The 17,872-nt window shown below is 60.5% G+C and carries 18 protein-coding genes and 3 tRNA genes; 2 read left to right on the forward strand and 19 right to left on the reverse strand.

The genetic code is table 11. The features are described from left to right. Positions 1–178 precede the first annotated feature (178 nt). On the forward strand, positions 179–1,501 hold the full coding sequence (locus JNL55_RS31445; RefSeq protein ID WP_293863921.1) for a class I SAM-dependent methyltransferase: 1,323 nt from the start codon (positions 179–181) through the stop codon (positions 1,499–1,501). Here JNL55_RS31445 and JNL55_RS31450 read toward each other — a convergent pair. From JNL55_RS31450 to JNL55_RS31465, 4 genes are all read right to left on the reverse strand, one after another. After that, positions 1,498–2,460 (reverse strand): GDP-mannose 4,6-dehydratase, encoded by a 963-nt coding sequence (locus tag JNL55_RS31450; protein ID WP_293863924.1) that lies wholly within the window; start codon positions 2,458–2,460, stop codon positions 1,498–1,500. The genes JNL55_RS31445 and JNL55_RS31450 overlap by 4 nt on opposite strands. Positions 2,461–2,467: 7 nt before the next feature. Continuing rightward, a complete protein-coding gene (gene gmd, locus JNL55_RS31455; protein WP_293863927.1) occupies positions 2,468–3,565 on the reverse strand; it encodes a GDP-mannose 4,6-dehydratase in 1,098 nt (365 codons plus the stop codon). A 144-nt stretch (positions 3,566–3,709) separates the two neighbouring features. Then, entirely contained in the window at positions 3,710–3,955 is a 246-nt protein-coding gene (locus JNL55_RS31460) for a FecR/PupR family sigma factor regulator (protein WP_293863930.1), read from the reverse strand. 209 nt (positions 3,956–4,164) lie between these two features. Next, positions 4,165–5,184 (reverse strand): transposase, encoded by a 1,020-nt coding sequence (locus JNL55_RS31465; protein WP_293863933.1) that lies wholly within the window; start codon positions 5,182–5,184, stop codon positions 4,165–4,167. Positions 5,185–5,540: 356 nt separating this feature from the next. Here JNL55_RS31465 and JNL55_RS31470 point away from each other — a divergent pair, with 356 nt between their 5' ends. Continuing rightward, positions 5,541–6,578: a proline racemase family protein gene (locus JNL55_RS31470; RefSeq protein WP_293863936.1), complete on the forward strand. Its 1,038-nt coding sequence runs from the start codon at positions 5,541–5,543 to the stop codon at positions 6,576–6,578. An 81-nt stretch (positions 6,579–6,659) separates the two neighbouring features. Here the strand turns inward: JNL55_RS31470 and JNL55_RS31475 are convergent. The 15 genes from JNL55_RS31475 to rfbA all read right to left on the reverse strand — a co-directional run. Next, positions 6,660–6,735 (reverse strand) — tRNA-Glu (locus tag JNL55_RS31475). Between the two features lie 22 nt (positions 6,736–6,757). Continuing rightward, positions 6,758–6,833 (reverse strand) — tRNA-Ala (locus tag JNL55_RS31480). A 52-nt stretch (positions 6,834–6,885) separates the two neighbouring features. Next, a complete protein-coding gene (gltX, locus tag JNL55_RS31485) occupies positions 6,886–8,283 on the reverse strand; it encodes a glutamate--tRNA ligase (protein ID WP_415923202.1) in 1,398 nt (465 codons plus the stop codon). 76 nt (positions 8,284–8,359) lie between these two features. Then, a tRNA-Val gene (locus JNL55_RS31490) sits at positions 8,360–8,434 on the reverse strand. Positions 8,435–8,527: 93 nt separating this feature from the next. Next, a complete protein-coding gene (locus JNL55_RS31495; protein ID WP_293863942.1) occupies positions 8,528–8,974 on the reverse strand; it encodes a response regulator in 447 nt (148 codons plus the stop codon). Then, on the reverse strand, positions 8,971–9,159 hold the full coding sequence (locus tag JNL55_RS31500; protein WP_293863945.1) for a hypothetical protein: 189 nt from the start codon (positions 9,157–9,159) through the stop codon (positions 8,971–8,973). The genes JNL55_RS31495 and JNL55_RS31500 overlap by 4 nt, the downstream gene beginning before the upstream one ends. A 24-nt stretch (positions 9,160–9,183) precedes the next feature. Then, a complete protein-coding gene (locus tag JNL55_RS31505; RefSeq protein ID WP_293863948.1) occupies positions 9,184–10,557 on the reverse strand; it encodes a phosphomannomutase in 1,374 nt (457 codons plus the stop codon). A gap of 67 nt (positions 10,558–10,624) precedes the next feature. Beyond that, positions 10,625–12,067: a mannose-1-phosphate guanylyltransferase/mannose-6-phosphate isomerase gene (locus tag JNL55_RS31510; protein ID WP_293863951.1), complete on the reverse strand. Its 1,443-nt coding sequence runs from the start codon at positions 12,065–12,067 to the stop codon at positions 10,625–10,627. Beyond that, complete coding sequence (locus JNL55_RS31515; protein WP_293863954.1) at positions 12,061–13,395, reverse strand: UDP-glucose dehydrogenase family protein; 1,335 nt, start codon at positions 13,393–13,395, stop codon at positions 12,061–12,063. The genes JNL55_RS31510 and JNL55_RS31515 overlap by 7 nt, the downstream gene beginning before the upstream one ends. Positions 13,396–13,717: 322 nt before the next feature. Continuing rightward, a complete protein-coding gene (locus JNL55_RS31520; protein ID WP_293863957.1) occupies positions 13,718–14,137 on the reverse strand; it encodes a TA system VapC family ribonuclease toxin in 420 nt (139 codons plus the stop codon). Continuing rightward, the gene (locus tag JNL55_RS31525) at positions 14,112–14,357 is read right to left on the reverse strand and encodes a hypothetical protein (RefSeq protein ID WP_293863960.1); all 246 of its coding nucleotides are present in this window, start codon (positions 14,355–14,357) and stop codon (positions 14,112–14,114) included. Before JNL55_RS31525 ends, JNL55_RS31520 begins: the two co-directional genes overlap by 26 nt. 269 nt (positions 14,358–14,626) lie before the next feature. After that, positions 14,627–15,709: a dTDP-glucose 4,6-dehydratase gene (gene rfbB, locus JNL55_RS31530; protein WP_293863963.1), complete on the reverse strand. Its 1,083-nt coding sequence runs from the start codon at positions 15,707–15,709 to the stop codon at positions 14,627–14,629. Continuing rightward, positions 15,706–16,569: a dTDP-4-dehydrorhamnose reductase gene (gene rfbD, locus JNL55_RS31535; RefSeq protein ID WP_293863966.1), complete on the reverse strand. Its 864-nt coding sequence runs from the start codon at positions 16,567–16,569 to the stop codon at positions 15,706–15,708. Before rfbD ends, rfbB begins: the two co-directional genes overlap by 4 nt. Further along, positions 16,566–17,114: a dTDP-4-dehydrorhamnose 3,5-epimerase gene (rfbC, locus tag JNL55_RS31540; protein ID WP_293863969.1), complete on the reverse strand. Its 549-nt coding sequence runs from the start codon at positions 17,112–17,114 to the stop codon at positions 16,566–16,568. Before rfbC ends, rfbD begins: the two co-directional genes overlap by 4 nt. After that, the coding region (gene rfbA, locus JNL55_RS31545) for a glucose-1-phosphate thymidylyltransferase RfbA (RefSeq protein WP_322111063.1) at positions 17,111–17,872 on the reverse strand (762 nt) is incomplete at its 5' end. The genes rfbC and rfbA, both read right to left, overlap by 4 nt.

Consider the following 17,872-nt stretch of genomic DNA (forward strand, 5'->3'; position numbering starts at 1 on the left):
AAAACCCTGCAAGTCTCTGTCGATAGACACGAGCGCGGCGCGGCAGACAAATCTCCTCGCATTCAAGCAGTTCGGGCCGCGTCGGAGCCGAGCTGGCGATCCTGCTTGAGGCTCATCTGCAGCTGGCCAATAACTCCCGAGGTACGCAACGGACGCATCGACCACGGGAGCGGACACCATGTATCGACAGATTTCCGAGTGCCGAATCTGTAACAGCAAACAGTTGGTCGAGGTGCTCGACCTCGGCGTCCAGGCACTCACCGGCGTGTTTCCAAAAAGCCGCACCCAAGCGGTGACCGCCGGGCCGCTCAAATTGGTGAAGTGCTCAGGGGGCGAAGAGGCTTGCGGATTACTACAGCTACAACACACCTACGATCTAGGCGAGCTGTACGGCGACAACTATGGTTACCGCTCGGGCTTGAACGCGAGCATGGTCGCGCACCTGCACGCCAAGGTTCGCCGCATTCTGGAGCGAGTGCCGTTACCGGAAAACGCGCTGGTGTTAGATATCGGCGCCAACGACAGCACAACTCTGCAGGCCTACCCTGCACACGGGTGCACGCTCGTTGGCGTCGATCCCACCGGCGCCAAGTTCAAGCGCTTCTATCCGGCGCACATCCAGCTGATCCCCGACTTTTTCTCGGCCGCCACCGTGCGCCAGCATTTCGGCGAGCGCAAGGCGGCGGTCATCACCTCGTTTTCCATGTTCTACGACTTGGAGCAGCCGCTGGCGTTCATGCAGGAAGTGGCCGAGGTGCTCGATGACGACGGCGTTTGGGTGCTGGAGCAAAGCTACATGCCGACCATGCTGCAGAAGGTGTCCTACGACACCGTCTGCCATGAGCACCTGGAGTACTACGGGCTGAAGCAGATCAAATGGATGACCGATCGGCTCGGCCTCAAGATCGTCGACGTCGAGTTCAACGACACCAATGGCGGCAGCTTTTCGCTGATGGTGTCCAAGCGGCAGTCCAAGCTGCCCGAAGCACCGCAGGTGGCCCAGATCCTGGAGGAAGAAACCAAAGCAGGACTGCACACCTTGGAGCCTTACCAGGTCTTCGCTCGTAACGTCGCCGCCAGCCGCGAGACGCTGCGCTCATTCATCGATGAGGCCAAACACTTCGGCAAGTCCATTTGCGCGCTGGGCGCCTCCACCAAAGGCAACGTGGTGCTCCAGTACTGCAACATCACCGATACCGACATCACGCGGGTCGGCGAGGTCAATCCCGACAAGTATGAAGCGTTCACGCCCGGCACATTGCTACCCATCGTTGCCGAGGGCGACGTGCTGGCGGCACAACCGGACTACTTGCTGGTGCTGCCGTGGCACTTCAGAAACTTCTTCACCGAAGAGCAACGCTACTTCGGCCACACGCTGGTCTTCCCCCTGCCCCGCCTGGAATTCGTGCGTAACACTGGCCCGAGCGCTAACGATGCCGGCAAGTTCGAACCGCAGGTCATCCGGCATTCCTATGGACCCCACACGTTGTTACGTCACTAGCTGACGCCTAACGCCGCCAGATCGGCGTCGACCATCATTCGTACCAGCTGTTGGAATGAAACGGTCGGCCGCCAGCCGAGCACGGTTCTCGCCTTTTCAGCATTGCCCACGCGCGGCACGGCATCCAGCGGACGGCCTGCCTGCGGGTCGACCCGAACGTAGTCGCGATAGTCGAGACCGACGTGTTCGAAAGCGACCTCGCAGAACTCGCGAACCGAATGACTCTGGCCAGTCGCCAGCACGTAGTCATCAGCCACCGCCGCCTGCAGCATCTGCCACATGGCGCGCACATAGTCCGCTGCGTATCCCCAGTCGCGCGAGGCTTCCAGGCTTCCCAACTGCAACGTTTCAGCGAGCCCACGCTTGATGCGCGCTACGCCCATCGTGATCTTGCGGGTGACGAACTCCGTCCCGCGGCGTGGGCTTTCGTGGTTGAACAGGATGCTCGAACACGCAAACAACCCGAAGTTCGCTCGGTACGTGCCCACCATGCCATGCGCGAACAGCTTGGCGACGCCATAAGGATTGTTCGGCCGGAACGTTGTGGCTTCGCTCTGCGGCGCCTGCAACGCCTCGCCGAACATCTCACTGCTGGAGGCCTGACAGAAACGAATGGCGGGATTCAACGCCCGAATCGCCTCCAGGATGCGCACCACCGCCAGCCCGTTGAAGTCACCAGTGAGCACCGGGTCGGCGAACAACTGTGAGCTCGAAGCCCGGGCCGCGAAGTTATAGATCTCGTCAGGCTGGTACTGGCTGATGAGGCTTCTGAACAATGCCTCGCTCAACAAGTTGCCGCTGACGACTTCGACCCGTCCCTGGAGATGAGCAACGCGCTGCAGTCGAGCATCCGCGTCGTCTCGAATCAGGCCGACGACGCCATAGCCGCGCTCCAGTAGCAGTTCGGCAAGGTAAGAGCCGTCCTGGCCGTTGATGCCGGTGATGAGCGCTCGCGGCATGCCATCTTCAAGAAGCGATGCGCGAGCCGAACACCGCCGGGAAACCGTGCGGTCTCAGCAACTCCTCGCATTCCGATTCCTTCAGATCCTCTTTCACCATCTCGGCCACCAGCTCGGTAAAGCTGGTGCGCGGTTTCCATCCCAACTTCTGCCGCGCTTTGCTGGGATCGCCGAGCAGTGTTTCGACTTCGGTGGGACGAAAGTAGCGCGGATCGACGGCGACCACGCAGTTACCCGAGCGATCGAAGCCCTTCTCCTCGACGCCCTCGCCTGCCCACCGCAACTTGATCCCCATCCCGTCGGCGGCGACCTCGACGAACTCGCGAACGCTGCGCTGTTCGCCGGTGGCGACCACGAAATCTTCCGGTACTGACCGCTGCAACATCAACCACGCCGCTTCCATGTAGTCTCGGGCGTGCCCCCAGTCTCTCATCGCATTCAAGTTGCCGAGATACAGGCAGTCCTGCAGACCGCATTTGATTCTGGCCAAAGCGCGAGTGATCTTGCGAGTTACGAAAGTCTCGCCGCGGACCGGCGACTCATGATTGAACAGGATGCCGTTGCAGGCATACATGTTGTACGCCTCTCGGTAGTTCACAGTGATCCAATATGCGTACAACTTGGCCGCCGCGTACGGCGAACGTGGATAGAACGGCGTCGTTTCTTTTTGTGGAATCTCCTGTACCAGGCCGAACAGCTCGGACGTCGAGGCCTGATAGAAGCGCACGTGTTTTTCCATCCCCAGAATGCGCACCGCCTCCAGGATTCGCAGCGTGCCCAACGCATCCGAGTTTGCGGTGTACTCCGGCTCCTCGAACGACACGGCGACATGACTCTGCGCCGCCAGGTTGTAGATTTCATCCGGCTGCGTTTTTTGAATGATACGAGTCAGACTGCTGCTATCCGTCATGTCGCCATAGTGCAGAAACAATCGGGCGTTGGGCTCGTGCGCATCTAGATACAGATGATCGATGCGATGAGTATTGAACAGCGACGTGCGCCGTCGCATGCCATGCACCACATAGTTCTTCTTGAGCAGAAACTCCGCCAGGTACGCGCCGTCCTGACCTGTGATTCCGGTGATCAAGGCGGTTCGTTGCTTCATTTGACCGACCCACGCTTCCGTACGATGACGCCCAGTCTTGCTGCTAGCACGGGTTAGTCAACTACGAATGGGGCGGCGGCGTGAGCTCAGCGCTCCCCGCCAGTCGCTGACGCGACTGCGAGCGCCGTGTCGATCATTCGAAACTCAAGTAAAAATCGCCACCAGCTTGGACAAAGTGCGCCCCCGGCCTTCCAGATCGGAACTGCGCAGCAGCCCCTCCAGCGAGGCCATTTCCAACATTGCGCGCACATGGAGCGGCGACTGTTTGAGCCACCGCACATAAGCCAGCCGATCCGCCTTGCTCATAGGGCCGTCCCGCAGGGACGCCAGCCACTCCGCGGCTTGCTGAGCAATCAGCTTGGACGTTTTATTCTGGGGACGGTCAGGCATCCGTCTTCCTACCCTATGATGGCACCGGCACGCGACAACGCTTCACCAGCCCTCGACCACCTTTCACTCGGTGCATCGGATCTGCCCCCGAATGGCTAGACCGGCTCAAGAAAGTCAGTGGCCCGGATCAGACAGAGCACGAACAGCCGCGCTATTGCCTTAGCAACAGCGCGGTTTTCGCACTAAGTAACAACGAACGGTGGAGTTCGTCAGTACCTCGCCTCCTGATCGCCATGCGTTTGCGGCACATGCTGCCCCACCTCGATGAACTCTTCCTCATCCTCCGCCAACACTTCATAGCTCGACGGCGCGAGCGGCAGCAGGTGCGTGAACGCGTCCAACTTGAACAGGTCCGGCTGACGCTTGCGATACGATGTGATCGTCTTAGACAAGGTCGATGAGACGCGCCCCAAATAGCGCGAGATCTCCGCAAGCGTCGCAATCCCCCGCACGGTTGCATGCCAAGCAATCACTGCGCGAGCCAGTGCCAGCCTGCGCAGGCGAGACTTGGAAAGCACATCCTCGCGAGACACATCCAGCATGCGACATACATGACGTGTGATCTGATCCGACGTCATGCGGGCTGCACGCTTGGGCCGATGACCCGCCGACTCCGCAAACTCCGGCCCACCGAGAATGCCGGGTGTCTTGGGCATACCGCGCTCCACCTGAGAGATGGTCTGCGCTGGGGGCGGAGCAGCCATTAACATACGATAAGCACTGGCTTGCTCATCTCGCTTACCCAACTGCCGCCGCGCCGTCCCACAATGCACCCACGGCACTTCGCGAGTGTCCATGTACGCATGATGACTCGAGCATGGGAACTCATCCGACGTCGCTGCGTAGCCCTTCAACACCGGCACGTAATGGATGTAATGAACCACACTCGACAAGTACGCCTTCTGATCCACGATCACGGCGTCGTAACGAACTTGAAACAAATGTCCGCGCTCGCCCAGTCGACGTTGAATACCGCGCGCGTAACGACTCTTGAGCCACTGCATGAAATGTCCGAGCGAGATCTCATCGATCTGCACACACAGATATACAGCTTCTGTAGTCCAACAATACGCATGCAGTCTGGCACCGGTACTGCGCAATGCCGCTTGCAGCACCGACTCGAACAACTCGTAGTCTTCCGGCTGCGAAAAGATCGGCCGCTGTTTGGTGCCGCGCTGAACGACATGATACGTTCCCCCGGGAACGTGAATCCGTCGGCGATATGACATTGTTAACTCTCCATTGGGAAATCTAGACAACCGCGGTGCGCGCCGCGCCTTCCGTGTCAGCGCTTTCTTTTTGCCCCATTGCCTTCGCCATTGATATGGCATCGGCTCAGCCCCGCGATTCTTGGGCAAAGCCGCCGTAGCTCACTGCAAGGTTATTTGTTTGTTCGCCGCGAACCGCGTGATGCGCACTAAGCTTTCGCCAACAACATCGATGACACTAGCGGCGACGTGTCGCCTCACGACACGCCAGCGATGCGCCAGCGCCGCGACTGACACTTTCCCGGAGGCCGGCGACGACGCCGAAGTGGTCTTCTAAACTGGCCCTGCAACCCCACCCCAGACTGTGCGAGTTCGCAATGAATCCCTCGTTCGACCACTGGACCTGGCAAGCGCCAGCGCACTGGACACGAATCAGCACTATCGACATGCACACCGGTGGCGAACCGCTGCGAGTCATCACTTCGGGCTTGCCGCCTATTGAAGGCCGAACAGTGCTCGAGAAGCGCCGCTACTTTCGTGAGCACTACGACCACCTGCGCACCGGCCTCATGTGGGAACCGCGCGGCCACGCCGACATGTATGGCGCAATCGTCACGCCGTCAGAGACAGCCGACTTCGACGTGTTCTTCCTACACAACGAGGGTTACAGCACGATGTGCGGGCACGCGATCATTGCGCTAACCAAGCTCGCACTGGAAAGCGGTCTGGTACGAAAGCCGAGCGATAACCCACGCCTGACGATCAATGTGCCCGCCGGCACCATCTACGCCCAAGCGATCATGGACGCCGACCAGGTCCGCGAGGTGTGGTTTCGTAACGTTCCCTCATTCTTATATTTAAGAGAACAAGAGTGTGACGTGCCGGGACTGGGCCGTGTCCGTTTCGATGTGGCCTACGGCGGCGCCTTCTATGCTGTGGTCGAAGCGGCACCGCTGGGACTACAACTCACCGCGCAACAATACGATCGCTTGATCGACTACGGTCGGCGCATCAAACAAGCCGTGATGATGCAATTCGCCATCGAACATCCGTTCGAGAACGAACTCAGCTTTTTGTATGGAACGATTTTCACCGGACCGGCCGCGGCGCCGGAACATCACAGCCGCAATGTGACCATCTTCGCCGAGGGCGAAGTCGACCGCTCTGCTACCGGCAGCGGCGTGAGCGCCCGCGCCGCCTTACATCACGCCAAAGGCGAGCTGCCGTTGAATGAAAAGATCTGGGTCGAAAGCATTCTCGGCACGATGATGAGCGTGCGCGCAGTCGAGGAAACCAAGTTCGGAAGTTACCAAGCGGTGATACCGGAGGTGGGCGGTACGGCTTCGTATACCGGCCGGCACGAGTTCTATTTCGACCCGGCCGACCCGCTGGGAGCGGGTTTTATTTTTCGCTGATGCCCGACGTGTTCGTGGCTGCCTGCAGGCCGAGGCGGCCTGGCCACTCGAAGCGCTTGCAGATCTTCTATCTGCAAGAGCTGGCGTCCCCACGGGGATTCGAACCCCGGTTACTACCGTGAAAGGGTAATGTCCTAGGCCTCTAGACGATGGGGACGCACGAAAAACACGTCGGGACTTGGTGGAGCTAGCCGGGATCGAACCGGCGACCTCTTGCATGCCATGCAAGCGCTCTCCCAGCTGAGCTATAGCCCCACGCGAGAGGCGCGCAATGTAGGGAAGTGGCGCGGGGCTGTCAAGGGCTGGCCTAACCCTTCGCGTAGGCCAACGCCTTCTCCAGGCGTGCCAGCGTAACTTCGCGGCCCAGCACTTCGAGAGTCGCATCGATGGGCGGCGACACCGTGCCACCAGACACCGCCACACGAATCGGTTGCGCGACCTTACCCATGCCGATGCTCAGCTCAGCGGCCGTCTGGTTGACTGCATCGTGCAATGCTGGAGCCAGCCACTCCCCGAGCGCCGTCAGCTTGGCCAGCACGGTGCTGAGCGGGCCAACCGCCTCGGCGGTGAGATTCTTCTTGGCGGCCTTCTCGTCGTAGCCCGCCACGTCTTGGAAAAAGAACAGACTGTTCTGCGCCATCTCCTTCAGCGTCTTGGCACGCTCCTGCTGCGCCTTGGCGACGGCAGCGAGTTTCTTGTCGTCGGTGACGTCCACCCCGAGCGCGGCAAGTTGCGGCTTCAGGTAGCGCGCGACGTGCTCCGGCGTGGAACGCATGATGTGCTGTTGGTTCAGCCACAGCAGCTTGTCGGGATTGAACGCCGACGCCGACTTGTTGACGTCCTTGATGTCGAACAGCCGCGCCATCTCCTCCATGGAGAACACTTCCTGATCGCCATGCGACCAGCCGAGGCGCACCAGATAGTTCAACAGCGCTTCGGGCAGGAAGCCGTCCTCGCGATACTGAAGCACGCTCACCGCGCCGTGACGCTTCGACAGCTTGGCGCCGTCCGGCCCGAGAATCATCGGCACGTGCGCATACACAGGTACCGCCGCGCCCAGCGCCTTGAGCATGTTGATCTGGCGAGGCGTGTTGTTGAGATGATCGTCGCCGCGAATCACGTGCGTGCACTTCATGTCGCTGTCGTCGACGACCACGCAGAAGTTGTACGTCGGCGTGCCGTCGGAGCGAGCGATGATCAAATCGTCGAGCTCCATGTTGTCGAACACGACGTTGCCGTGAATGACGTCTTCGACCACCACGCTGCCTTCGATGGGATTCTTGAAGCGCACCACCGGCGACACGCCAGGGCGCGGTTCGGTGCGATGACGACACGTGCCGTCGTAGCGCGGCTTCTGCTTGGCTTCCTGCTGCCGAGTGCGCATCACCTCCAGCTCTTCCTTCGAGCAGTAGCAGTGATACGCGTTGCCGGCTTTGAGGAACTCGCCGATGACTTCGCGATAACGATCCATCCGGCGCGTTTGATAGAACGGGCCCTCGTCGGCTGCCAGCCCCAGCCATTCCATGCCGTCCAGAATGACCTGCGTGGCAGCATCGGTGGAGCGCTCGCGATCGGTATCTTCGATACGCAGGATGAAGGTGCCGCCGTGACGGCGTGCATACAGCCACGAGAACAAGGCAGTGCGCACGCCGCCAATATGCAGCATGCCGGTGGGACTGGGAGCGAATCGAGTGCGGATGGCCATGGCGTTGATATCGCTCATGGCGCCGGGTTTCCATCCAACGCCGCCGGCTCTTGAACCAGCCGAATCTCGTAAGGAGTGGTGGGCGGTACAGGGATTGAACCTGTGACCCCTGCCGTGTGAAAGCAGTGCTCTACCGCTGAGCTAACCGCCCGATGCCGGCCCCACGAACCGTCTGAGGTTTGAAGGGGCGCGTAGTTTAGGGATGCAGCTCGATCAGGTCAAACCTTCTTCGGCGGAATCGGCTTCAGCTGATATGGAACGGCGGCGGCCGGTTCAGCATCACCCAATACAGCCCCAGGCTGCTGACCGCCTCGACGAAGGCACCGAATTCGACCGGCTTGCGCACGTAGCTGTTGGCGCCCAAGTTGTAGCTGGCGATCACGTCCGCATCCTGGCTGGAGGATGTCAGCACTACCACCGGCAAACTCCGCGTCCGATCGTCGGCGCGCAGCCGCTTCAGTACGCCCAAGCCGTCCAGTTTGGGCAGCTTCAGATCGAGCAGGATCACGGTGGGCGCGTTCATCACGTCGCGGCTGGCGTATTGCCCGGTGGCGAACAGATATTCGATGGCTTCGACACCGTCGCGCACCACCACGATCTCATGCGCCAGATTGTTCTTGCGCAGGCTGAGCAGCGTCAGTTCCTCGTCGTCTGGATTGTCCTCGACCAGCAGGATGTAGCGCTCGCTCATTGCGGCCCCTTGGCAATGGTGAAATACATGGTCATCCCTACCCGCTTGACCTGGCCCAATTCCAGCAAGGCATCGATCGAGTTCGACATTCTTTGCGTACCGGCAGGCACGCGATCGATATTGCGGCGATCGATGTAGCGACGACCGTCGGCGACGATCGTCTCGTAATGCCGGTCGCGCAGCAAGCCGGTAAACCCCGCTACCTCCGCTCAGTGCGCCGCTTCGCCCCCGATCATCTCCAGCAGCTCCGCCGTGCGGGACTTCATCAATGCCTCGTCGCCGCGGCTCTCGACGTTCAAGCGGATCAACGGCTCGGTATTGGACGAGCGCAAATTGAAACGCCAATCCGCGAACTCGATGGACAAACCGTCGGTGAAATCGATGGCCTTGGCGCCGCTTTCATACTTGGCTTGCACGCGGGCGATGGTGGCTTTGGCATCGGCCACCTTGCGATTGATTTCGCCGCTGGCGGGAAACTTGGCGATGCGCTCGCCCACCAACGCCGACAAGGTTTTGCCGGAATCGCTCAGGATCTGCGCCACCAACAGCCAGGGAATCTGGCCGGTGTCGCAGTAACCGAAACGACGGAAATAATGATGCGCGCTCATCTCGCCGCCGTAGATCGCATCGGCCTCACGCATCACATCCTTCATGAAGGCGTGACCGGACTTCGACATCACTGCCTTGCCACCGAGCGACTCGACCATATCGGTGGTAGCCCAGGTCAAGCGCGGATCGTGCACGATGCGCGCGCCCTTCTCCTGCTTCAGGAACACCGACGCCAGCAAGCCGACGATGTAGTAACCCTCGATGAAGTTGCCGTGCTCGTCGAACAGGAAACAACGGTCGTAGTCGCCGTCCCAGGCCACGCCGCAATCGGCTTTATGTTTCTTGATGGCCTCGATGGTGGCGACCCGATTGTCTTCCAGCATCGGATTCGGCACGCCGTTCGGGAAGCTGCCGTCCGGCTCATGATTGATCTTGATGAACTGGAACGGCAGGTGCGACTCGAGCTGATCCACGATCAGGCCGGCGCCGCCATTACCGGCGTTGACCACGATCTTGAGCGGCTTGAGCCTGGCACGATCCAAGTACGACAGCAGATGCTCGATATATTTCTTGGAGACGTCGAGCGTGTGCCGCGCGCCCTTGTTCGCAGGCTCGGAGTACTTGTTTGCTTCAGCGATGCGCTGGATGTCCTTCAAGCCGGTATCGCCACTGATCGGGCGCGACTGCTCGCGCACGAACTTCATGCCGTTGTAGTCCGGCGGATTGTGGCTCGCGGTGACCATGATGCCGCCGTCCATGCCTTCGCTGAAGGTGGCGAAGTACACCACCTCCGTGCCGCACAGACCGATGTCATGGACATCCACACCGGAATCGAGCAGCCCGCGCGTCAGCGCTTCGCACAGCTCGGCGCTGGACTTGCGAATGTCTCGCCCCACCACCACCCGCTTCGGCTTGACGAATTCCGCGTACGCACGACCGATGCGATAGGCCACCTCGGGGTTGAGCTCGTTCGGGATCCGGCCGCGGTAGTCATAGGCCTTGAAGCCGACGATGGCGGAAGACTGATTGGACATGCGCTCGTTCCTAAATCTACAAAGCGTTGCGAAGCGTTGAATTGTACCGGGGCTGGCGCGGCAGCGATTACTTCTCGCCTTCCCGGCCGTAGCGATCCTCGAAGCGCACGATGTCGTCCTCGCCCAGATAGCCGCCCGACTGCACTTCGATGATGTGCAGCGGAATCTTGCCCGGGTTTTCGATGCGGTGTTTGGTGCCCAGCGGAATGTAGGTCGACTGATTCTCCTCCAACAGGAAAACCTCCTCGCCCCGCGTGATTCTCGCCGTCCCCTCCACCACGATCCAATGCTCGGCGCGGTGATGATGCAGCTGCAACGACATCTGCGCGCCCGGCTTCACCGACAGGCGTTTCACCTGGAAGCGACGGCCGTTGTCGATGCTGTCGTAGCTGCCCCACGGGCGAAACACTTCCCGATGCAAGGAAGTTTCGTAGCGGCCTTGCTTCTTCAACAAATTGACCAGTTCTTTGACGTCCTGCACCCGATCCTTGGGCGCCACCAGTACGGCGTCCTTGGTTTCGACCACGACGTGATCCTGCAAGCCCACCGCGGCCACCAGGCGGCTGGTCGAATGCAGATAGTTACCGTGCGAGTCCGCAGTCAGCACGTCGCCGAGCGCGACGTTACCGTCGCCGTCGGCCGGAATCGCTTCATGCAGCGCCGACCACGAACCGACATCGCTCCAGCCGGCATCGAGCGGCACCACCACGCCGTGCTTGGTTTTTTCCATCACTGCGTAGTCGAACGAATCGCTCGGACAGGCGCCGAATTCCTTGCTGGGCAGACGCGTGAAATCCAGATCGCGTTTCGCGGCGGTGACCGCCTGCGCGCAGGCCTCATAAATTTTTGGCGCCAGCTCGCGCAGCTCGTTGAGCACCGCCGAGGCGCGGAACAGGAACATGCCGCTGTTCCAGAAATATTCCTTGGACTCGACGTAGGTCTTGGCCGTGGCCAGATCCGGTTTTTCGACGAACCGGTCGATGGCATAGGCCGGCCCGGCACCGTTGACGCGCTTGATGTAGCCGTAACCCGTTTCCGGTTTGTTCGGCACCACGCCGAAGGTGACCAACTTGCCTTCGCTGGCCGCTTTACGGCCGATTTCCAGCGCCGCCCGGAAGGCCTTCACGTCGCGAATCACATGATCGGCCGGCAGGATCAACAACAGCGGATCGTTGTCGTTACCGCCCCCCTTACTTTGGGGCAGATCCGCCACCGCCGCCATGGCGGCGACCGCCACTGCCGGCGCGGTATTGCGCCCCACCGGCTCCAGCACGATGGCCTGCGACTTGATGCCAGCCTCGAGCACCTGTTCGGCGACCAGGAAGCGATGGTTCTCGTTACAGACCACCACCGGCGCGCCGAGACCGTCGACTCCAGCGACTCGCGCCAGCGTCTCCTGCAGCATGGTTCCCTTGCCGACCAGGGGCAGCAGCTGCTTCGGATACAGCTCGCGCGACAGCGGCCACAGGCGCGTGCCCGAGCCGCCGGAAAGAATCACAGGAATCAACATACGCTGTCACCTCGCCCAATGGCGTAGTACTTCAATCCAAATCGTTTGACGAAGGCCGGGTCATACAAATTGCGGCCGTCGAAGATCACTTTGTTCTTCAGCTGCGAGGCGATCGCGTCGAAATCTGGGCTGCGGAATTCCTGCCACTCGGTGACGATGGCCAAAGCATCGGCACCTTGCAGCGCCTCGGGTCCGGACTTCACCAGTTGCAGGTCGTTGCGCTCGCCGAAAATGCGATGCGCCTCTTCCTGCGCGACCGGATCGTAAGCGCGCACCTTTGCGCCCGCGTCCCACAAGGCTTCCAACAGCGTGCGACTCGGCGCCTCACGCATATCATCCGTATTAGGCTTAAACGCCAGGCCCCAGACTGCAATCGTCTTTCCGGACAGGTTGCCGCCGAAGAAGTTCTGTAGCTTCTGGAACAGGACGCTTTTTTGACGCTTATTGACCGCTTCGACCGCGTTCAATAGCTCGGCATTGAACTTATGATCGGCCGCGCTGCGCGACAGGGCCTGCACGTCTTTCGGGAAACAGGAGCCACCATAGCCCATGCCGGGATAGATGAAGTGATAACCAATGCGCGGATCCGAGCCGATGCCCTGGCGCACCTTTTCGATATCGGCGCCCATGCGCTCGGCCAGGTTGGCGAGCTCGTTCATGAAGCTGATCTTGGTCGCAAGCATGGCGTTGGCAGCGTACTTGGTCAGCTCCGAGGAACGCACGTCCATCACGATCATGCGCTCGCGGTTGCGGGTAAAGGGGTCATACAACGCCTTGAGCAGCTCGGCGGTGCGTGGGTTGTCGGTACCCACCACGATGCGATCCGGCTTCATGAAGTCGTTGAGGGCCGCGCCCTCCTTCAAGAATTCCGGGTTGGAGACCACGTCGAACTCGGCCTGCGCGCCGCGCGCCTGCAAGGTGCTTTCGATCTTAGCCTTGACCTTGTCGGCCGTGCCCACTGGCACCGTGGACTTGGTAACCACCACGCGATACTCGCCGATGTTTTTGCCGATGGTTTCGGCGACCGCCAGCACGTACTTCAGATCCGCCGAACCGTCCTCGTCGGGCGGCGTGCCGACCGCGATGAACTGAAACAGACCATGCTTGACGCCCTCCACCGCATCGGTGGTGAACTTCAAACGGCCGGCTTCCAGATTCTTGCGCAACAACTCATCCAGGCCAGGTTCGTAGATGGGCGACTCGCCGCGCTTGAGCATTTCGACCTTGCGTTCGTCGACATCCACACACAGCACGTTGTTACCCACCTCGGCTAGGCAGGCACCCGTGACCAGGCCCACGTAGCCGGACCCGAAAATAGTCAAACGCATGGCGATAACTCGCTGGACTTAAAAGGAAAAATGGCCCGCGAGCTTAGCGGACCCCAGGGGTAGGGTAAAGCAGTCGGCAACCTACTACATGGCGTGCCGGCATTGCATAACCTGAAATTTTTTCAGCCTCGCCGCCGCCTGCTGCGAGGGCGAAATGGGCCGTTTGTCGCTTTATCTATTAGGAACAGCAGCTTTGCCACGGAGGGCAGTCGCTTTCCGGTCGCCCACGAGCCGCTCCCACGGCTCGAGACGGCCTTGACCAGGGATGGCCCAAGGACGGTAAGTCAGCCGCGAGCCGCACCAACGGCTCGCGGCTGCCTCCTCACACCAGTACGACGTGGTCGAAAACCCGCAGCAGTTGCTTATCCAGGGTCGCCAGGCGGCCGCCATGAATCAGCGCAAGCGTTGCTAAATAACCGTCCGTGACCCATTGATGAGTCGACGTGCGCGGCATGGTACTGCCGAAAGACGCGTGCGCGTAACCGTGCTCGGGCTCATCCCAAAACGAATGATCCGGAAGCGCGGTGATCTCGCTGAGGTAACGTTGTGCCACCGACGGCGACACGTGATGTGGAACCGCGGGATTGGATGACACGCGGATGAAAGCCAGCTGCGTGACCAGGCAAGTGGCCCAGCCCCTGCGCCGCTCGTTGGCAAACCACTCCTGCACCCGGTTGTGCTCGGTGTGATTCGGCCAAGCCAGCGCGATCAGCACATTAACGTCGAGCAGGTAAGCCTTCATCGTCGACGATGGCCTCGACAAACTCGACCGTCAGCACTTCGGCATTCACCGGCACTTCGAACACCGGAAACTCGCGGTACGCGACACGTTCGTGCCGAGTGCTCTCCAACGCTTTGCGCGCCAATTCTGAAATCACCATTCCTATCGTCTGCCCGCGTGCGCGAGCCAGCTCCTTTGCAGTGGCCAACACGACATCGTCGATGTCTAACGTGGTACGCATCGACAGCGATGGTACTGGCCACCGCTTGCGAAAATCTCCGCCATCTCGTCAGTAATTTCCGAGAAAAGCCGCGGAGCACATCCTGTGCTCCGCGGTTGAGACTCAGGACTGAAGACTCGTTCCCGAGGATCGTCCGGCGATGGGGAAGCACCGGACTGCGGGCACTCCTTTGCCCTGACGCACAGCATGCGTTCGGGAGGGTGGTCGGCAGAGCGGTATATCTGCAGGATTTCGCCCGAAATGGGCTGAATTTGGAGTGTGGAAGTGTGTTACGCGCGGCGGTACTCACCGCTCAACACGTTGCGCCACCAGCCCTCGTTGGCCAGGTACCAGTCGACAGTCTTCTCGATGCCGGTCTCGAAGCTCTCCGCCGGCGCGAAGCCCAGCTCGCGTTGGATCTTGGTGGCGTCGATCGCGTAGCGCCAGTCGTGCCCGAGTCGATCGGTCACGAACGCGATCAAGCGCTCAACTGGCTCACCTCGCGCAGCGGGACAATTCGGAAAGCGAGCGCGGAGGTCGGCTTGCTGAGCAAACCTGCGATCCAACAGCGCGCATAGATGACGAACGATATCGATGTTGCGCCACTCATTGCGCCCACCAACGTTGTAGGTCTCTCCCACCCGCCCCCGCTGCAAAATGGCATCGATGGCGCGACAATGATCTTCGACGAACAACCAATCGCGCACATTCTCGCCCTGCCCATAAACCGGCAACGGCTTGCCGTCCAGCGCGTTGACCAACATCAACGGAATCAGCTTTTCAGGAAAATGATACGGCCCGTAATTGTTGGAACAATTGCTGGTCGTGACCGGCAGGCCGTAAGTGTGATGATAGGCGCGCACTAAATGATCGGACGCGGCTTTGCTCGCCGAATATGGTGAGTTGGGCGAATAAGCCGTGGTCTCCGCAAAAGCCGGATCAGCCGGCCTCAACGAGCCATACACCTCGTCGGTCGAGACATGATGAAAGCGTACCCCGTCGCGCCATTGACCATCGTTGCTCCATGCAGCGCGCGCAGCTTTGAGCAACGCATGAGTGCCGAGCACGTTGGTACGAATGAATTCATCCGGTCCAGTGATGGAACGGTCGACATGCGACTCGGCAGCGAAGTGCACGACGCAGTCGATGCCCTCCTCCGCGAACAGATGGCTGAGTAACGCGGCATCGCCTATCTCGCCGACGATGAGCCGCAAGCGAGAGTTGTCTTGCACTGAAGCCAGATTGGCTCGATTGCCCGCGTAGGTCAGTGCGTCCAGCACCACGACTCGATCTTCGGCATGCTGGCGCAACCAGTAATGCACGAAGTTGGCGCCAATGAAACCGGCGCCGCCGGTGATCAGCAGGTGCTTCACGATCGCAGCTCTCGCAATACTTCTCGCAACTGGGCCCGCCAATGAATCGCCTGCAATCCCAGCGTTGCGCGCGTCGCCGAAACATCGAGCACGCTATACGAAGGGCGCCGCGCAGGCGTTGGATAGTCGCTGGTGCGAATCGGTTGAATGTCCACCGGCTGGGTCAGCAACCCCAACGCTTGGGCTTCTTCGTAGATCGCCACCGCAAAGTCGTACCAACTAGCCGCGCCCGCATCAGTGAAATGCAGGATGCCGCGAACCTCGCTGACCGCTGCACTCCATAGGCAGCTCGCCAAAGACTTCGCGCTAGTCGGCGTGCCAATTTGATCCGCGACCACGCGCACTACCGGCCGCTCTTTGAACAAGCGCAACATGGTCAGCAGGAAGTTCTTGCCGACACTCGAGTACACCCAGGCCGTTCTCACCACGCATCCGTTCAGTCCGGTCTGCGTAGCCAGTCGCTTTTCGCCAGCCACCTTGCTGGCACCGTACACACCCAGAGGTGCGGTGACATCATTCGGCTGATACGGCCGCCCAGCGGCGCCGTCGAAAACAAAATCCGTCGAAACATGGACCAGTCGGGTGCCAGCGGCAGCGCAAGCCTCGCCCAGCACGCCCACGGCTTCCGCGTTGATCAAATAGGCGCGTTGCGAATCCGATTCCGCTTGATCGACTGCGGTGTATGCCGCCGCATTACTCAGTACATCCGGTCGAGCGGCATGCACGCGAGCTGAGATAGTTTCGAGTTGCGATAAATCGAGCTGCGCTCGATCCCAAGCAATCAACTCTATCGAGGCAGGCGCGGATTGCACCAGGGCGCGCCCAAGCTGCCCGGCAGCACCGACGATCAGCACCTTCATGGCAGGTACTCGGCCTGCGCAAGCCGCACGCCCGCGTCATCCTTATCGGAAACCACAGGCGCGACACCATTCGGCAACGGCCACTCGATGCCGAGCTCCGGATCGTTCCACAACACGGTGCGCTCGCTGGACGGATCGTAGAAATCCGTGCACTTGTACAGAAACTCCACGCGCTCGCTCAACACCAGAAAACCATGCGCGAATCCCGCGGGCACCCAAAGCATGCGGCGGTTATCAGCCGACAAATACTCGCCCACCCACTGACCGAACGTCGGCGATGACTTGCGCACGTCGACTGCGACGTCGAACACTTCGCCCTGCGTAACGCGCACTAATTTGCCTTGCGTGTGACGTAGCTGATAGTGCATGCCTCGCAGCACCCACTGACTCGACGAGCTGTGATTGTCCTGCACGAACTGTGCATCGATGCCGCCGTCGGCGAATTTCTTGGCGTGCCAGGTTTCCATGAAGAACCCGCGCGGATCGGCAAATGCCTTGGGCTCGATCAGCACGACCTCGGGCAAGCGGGTCGGTGTGAACTTCATTCGATGACTCGTTCTTCCAGCATGCGCAGCAGATATTGGCCGTACTGCGTATTCTTCAGCGGCCGCGCCAACTCACGCACCTGCGCGGCCGTGATGAATCCCTGGCGATAGGCAATCTCTTCGGGACAAGCCACCTTCAGCGCCTGCCGCGTTTCGATGGCTTCGATGAAGGTCGCGGCGGCGATCAACGATTCATGCGTACCGGTATCGAGCCAGGCGTAGCCGCGGCCCATGACCTGCACGTGCAGCTCGCCGCGCGCCAGATATTCCTTGTTGAGATCGGTGATCTCCAATTCGCCCCGCGCCGACGGCGTTAGACCTTTGGCGAATTCGTAAGCATGTTGGTCGTAAAAATACAGGCCGGTCAGGGCGTAACTAGAACGCGGCTTCGCCGGTTTCTCCTCGATGCCCAGCGCCCGCCCCGCTGCGTCGAACTCGACCACGCCGTAACGCTCGGGGTCTTGCACGTGGTAAGCAAATACGCTGGCGCCGCTGGGCTTGGCTGCCGCGGTCCTGAGTAACTCAGTCATGCCGTGGCCGTAGAAAATATTGTCGCCGAGCACCAGCGCAACTGGCGCTGCGCCGTAACGTCGTCCCGCGATCAACACGGCTTCGGCAATCCCATTCGGCTGGGCTTGCTCGGCATAATCGAACTTCATGCCCCACTGCTCGCCGGTTCCTAGCAATTGCTGAAAGCGTGGCAGATCCTGGGGTGTCGAAATGATCAGATGTTCGCGGATCCCGGCGAGCATCAATAC

The organism is Steroidobacter sp., assembly GCF_016790065.1.
In the GTDB taxonomy this organism is placed as follows: Bacteria; Pseudomonadota; Gammaproteobacteria; order Steroidobacterales; family Steroidobacteraceae; genus Steroidobacter.

Bases quoted from the DNA above. Each gene is read 5' to 3' on its own strand.
- JNL55_RS31445 (WP_293863921.1), top strand. From the start codon at position 179: ATGTATCGACAGATTTCCGAGTGCCGAATCTGTAACAGCAAACAGTTG.
- JNL55_RS31450 (WP_293863924.1), bottom strand. From the start codon at position 2,460: ATGCCGCGAGCGCTCATCACCGGCATCAACGGCCAGGACGGCTCTTAC.
- gmd (WP_293863927.1), bottom strand. From the start codon at position 3,565: ATGAAGCAACGAACCGCCTTGATCACCGGAATCACAGGTCAGGACGGC.
- JNL55_RS31460 (WP_293863930.1), bottom strand. From the start codon at position 3,955: ATGCCTGACCGTCCCCAGAATAAAACGTCCAAGCTGATTGCTCAGCAA.
- JNL55_RS31465 (WP_293863933.1), bottom strand. From the start codon at position 5,184: ATGTCATATCGCCGACGGATTCACGTTCCCGGGGGAACGTATCATGTC.
- JNL55_RS31470 (WP_293863936.1), top strand. From the start codon at position 5,541: ATGAATCCCTCGTTCGACCACTGGACCTGGCAAGCGCCAGCGCACTGG.
- gltX (WP_415923202.1), bottom strand. From the start codon at position 8,283: ATGGCCATCCGCACTCGATTCGCTCCCAGTCCCACCGGCATGCTGCAT.
- JNL55_RS31495 (WP_293863942.1), bottom strand. From the start codon at position 8,974: ATGAGCGAGCGCTACATCCTGCTGGTCGAGGACAATCCAGACGACGAG.
- JNL55_RS31505 (WP_293863948.1), bottom strand. From the start codon at position 10,557: ATGTCCAATCAGTCTTCCGCCATCGTCGGCTTCAAGGCCTATGACTAC.
- JNL55_RS31510 (WP_293863951.1), bottom strand. From the start codon at position 12,067: ATGTTGATTCCTGTGATTCTTTCCGGCGGCTCGGGCACGCGCCTGTGG.
- JNL55_RS31515 (WP_293863954.1), bottom strand. From the start codon at position 13,395: ATGCGTTTGACTATTTTCGGGTCCGGCTACGTGGGCCTGGTCACGGGT.
- JNL55_RS31520 (WP_293863957.1), bottom strand. From the start codon at position 14,137: ATGAAGGCTTACCTGCTCGACGTTAATGTGCTGATCGCGCTGGCTTGG.
- JNL55_RS31525 (WP_293863960.1), bottom strand. From the start codon at position 14,357: ATGCGTACCACGTTAGACATCGACGATGTCGTGTTGGCCACTGCAAAG.
- rfbD (WP_293863966.1), bottom strand. From the start codon at position 16,569: ATGAAGGTGCTGATCGTCGGTGCTGCCGGGCAGCTTGGGCGCGCCCTG.
- rfbC (WP_293863969.1), bottom strand. From the start codon at position 17,114: ATGAAGTTCACACCGACCCGCTTGCCCGAGGTCGTGCTGATCGAGCCC.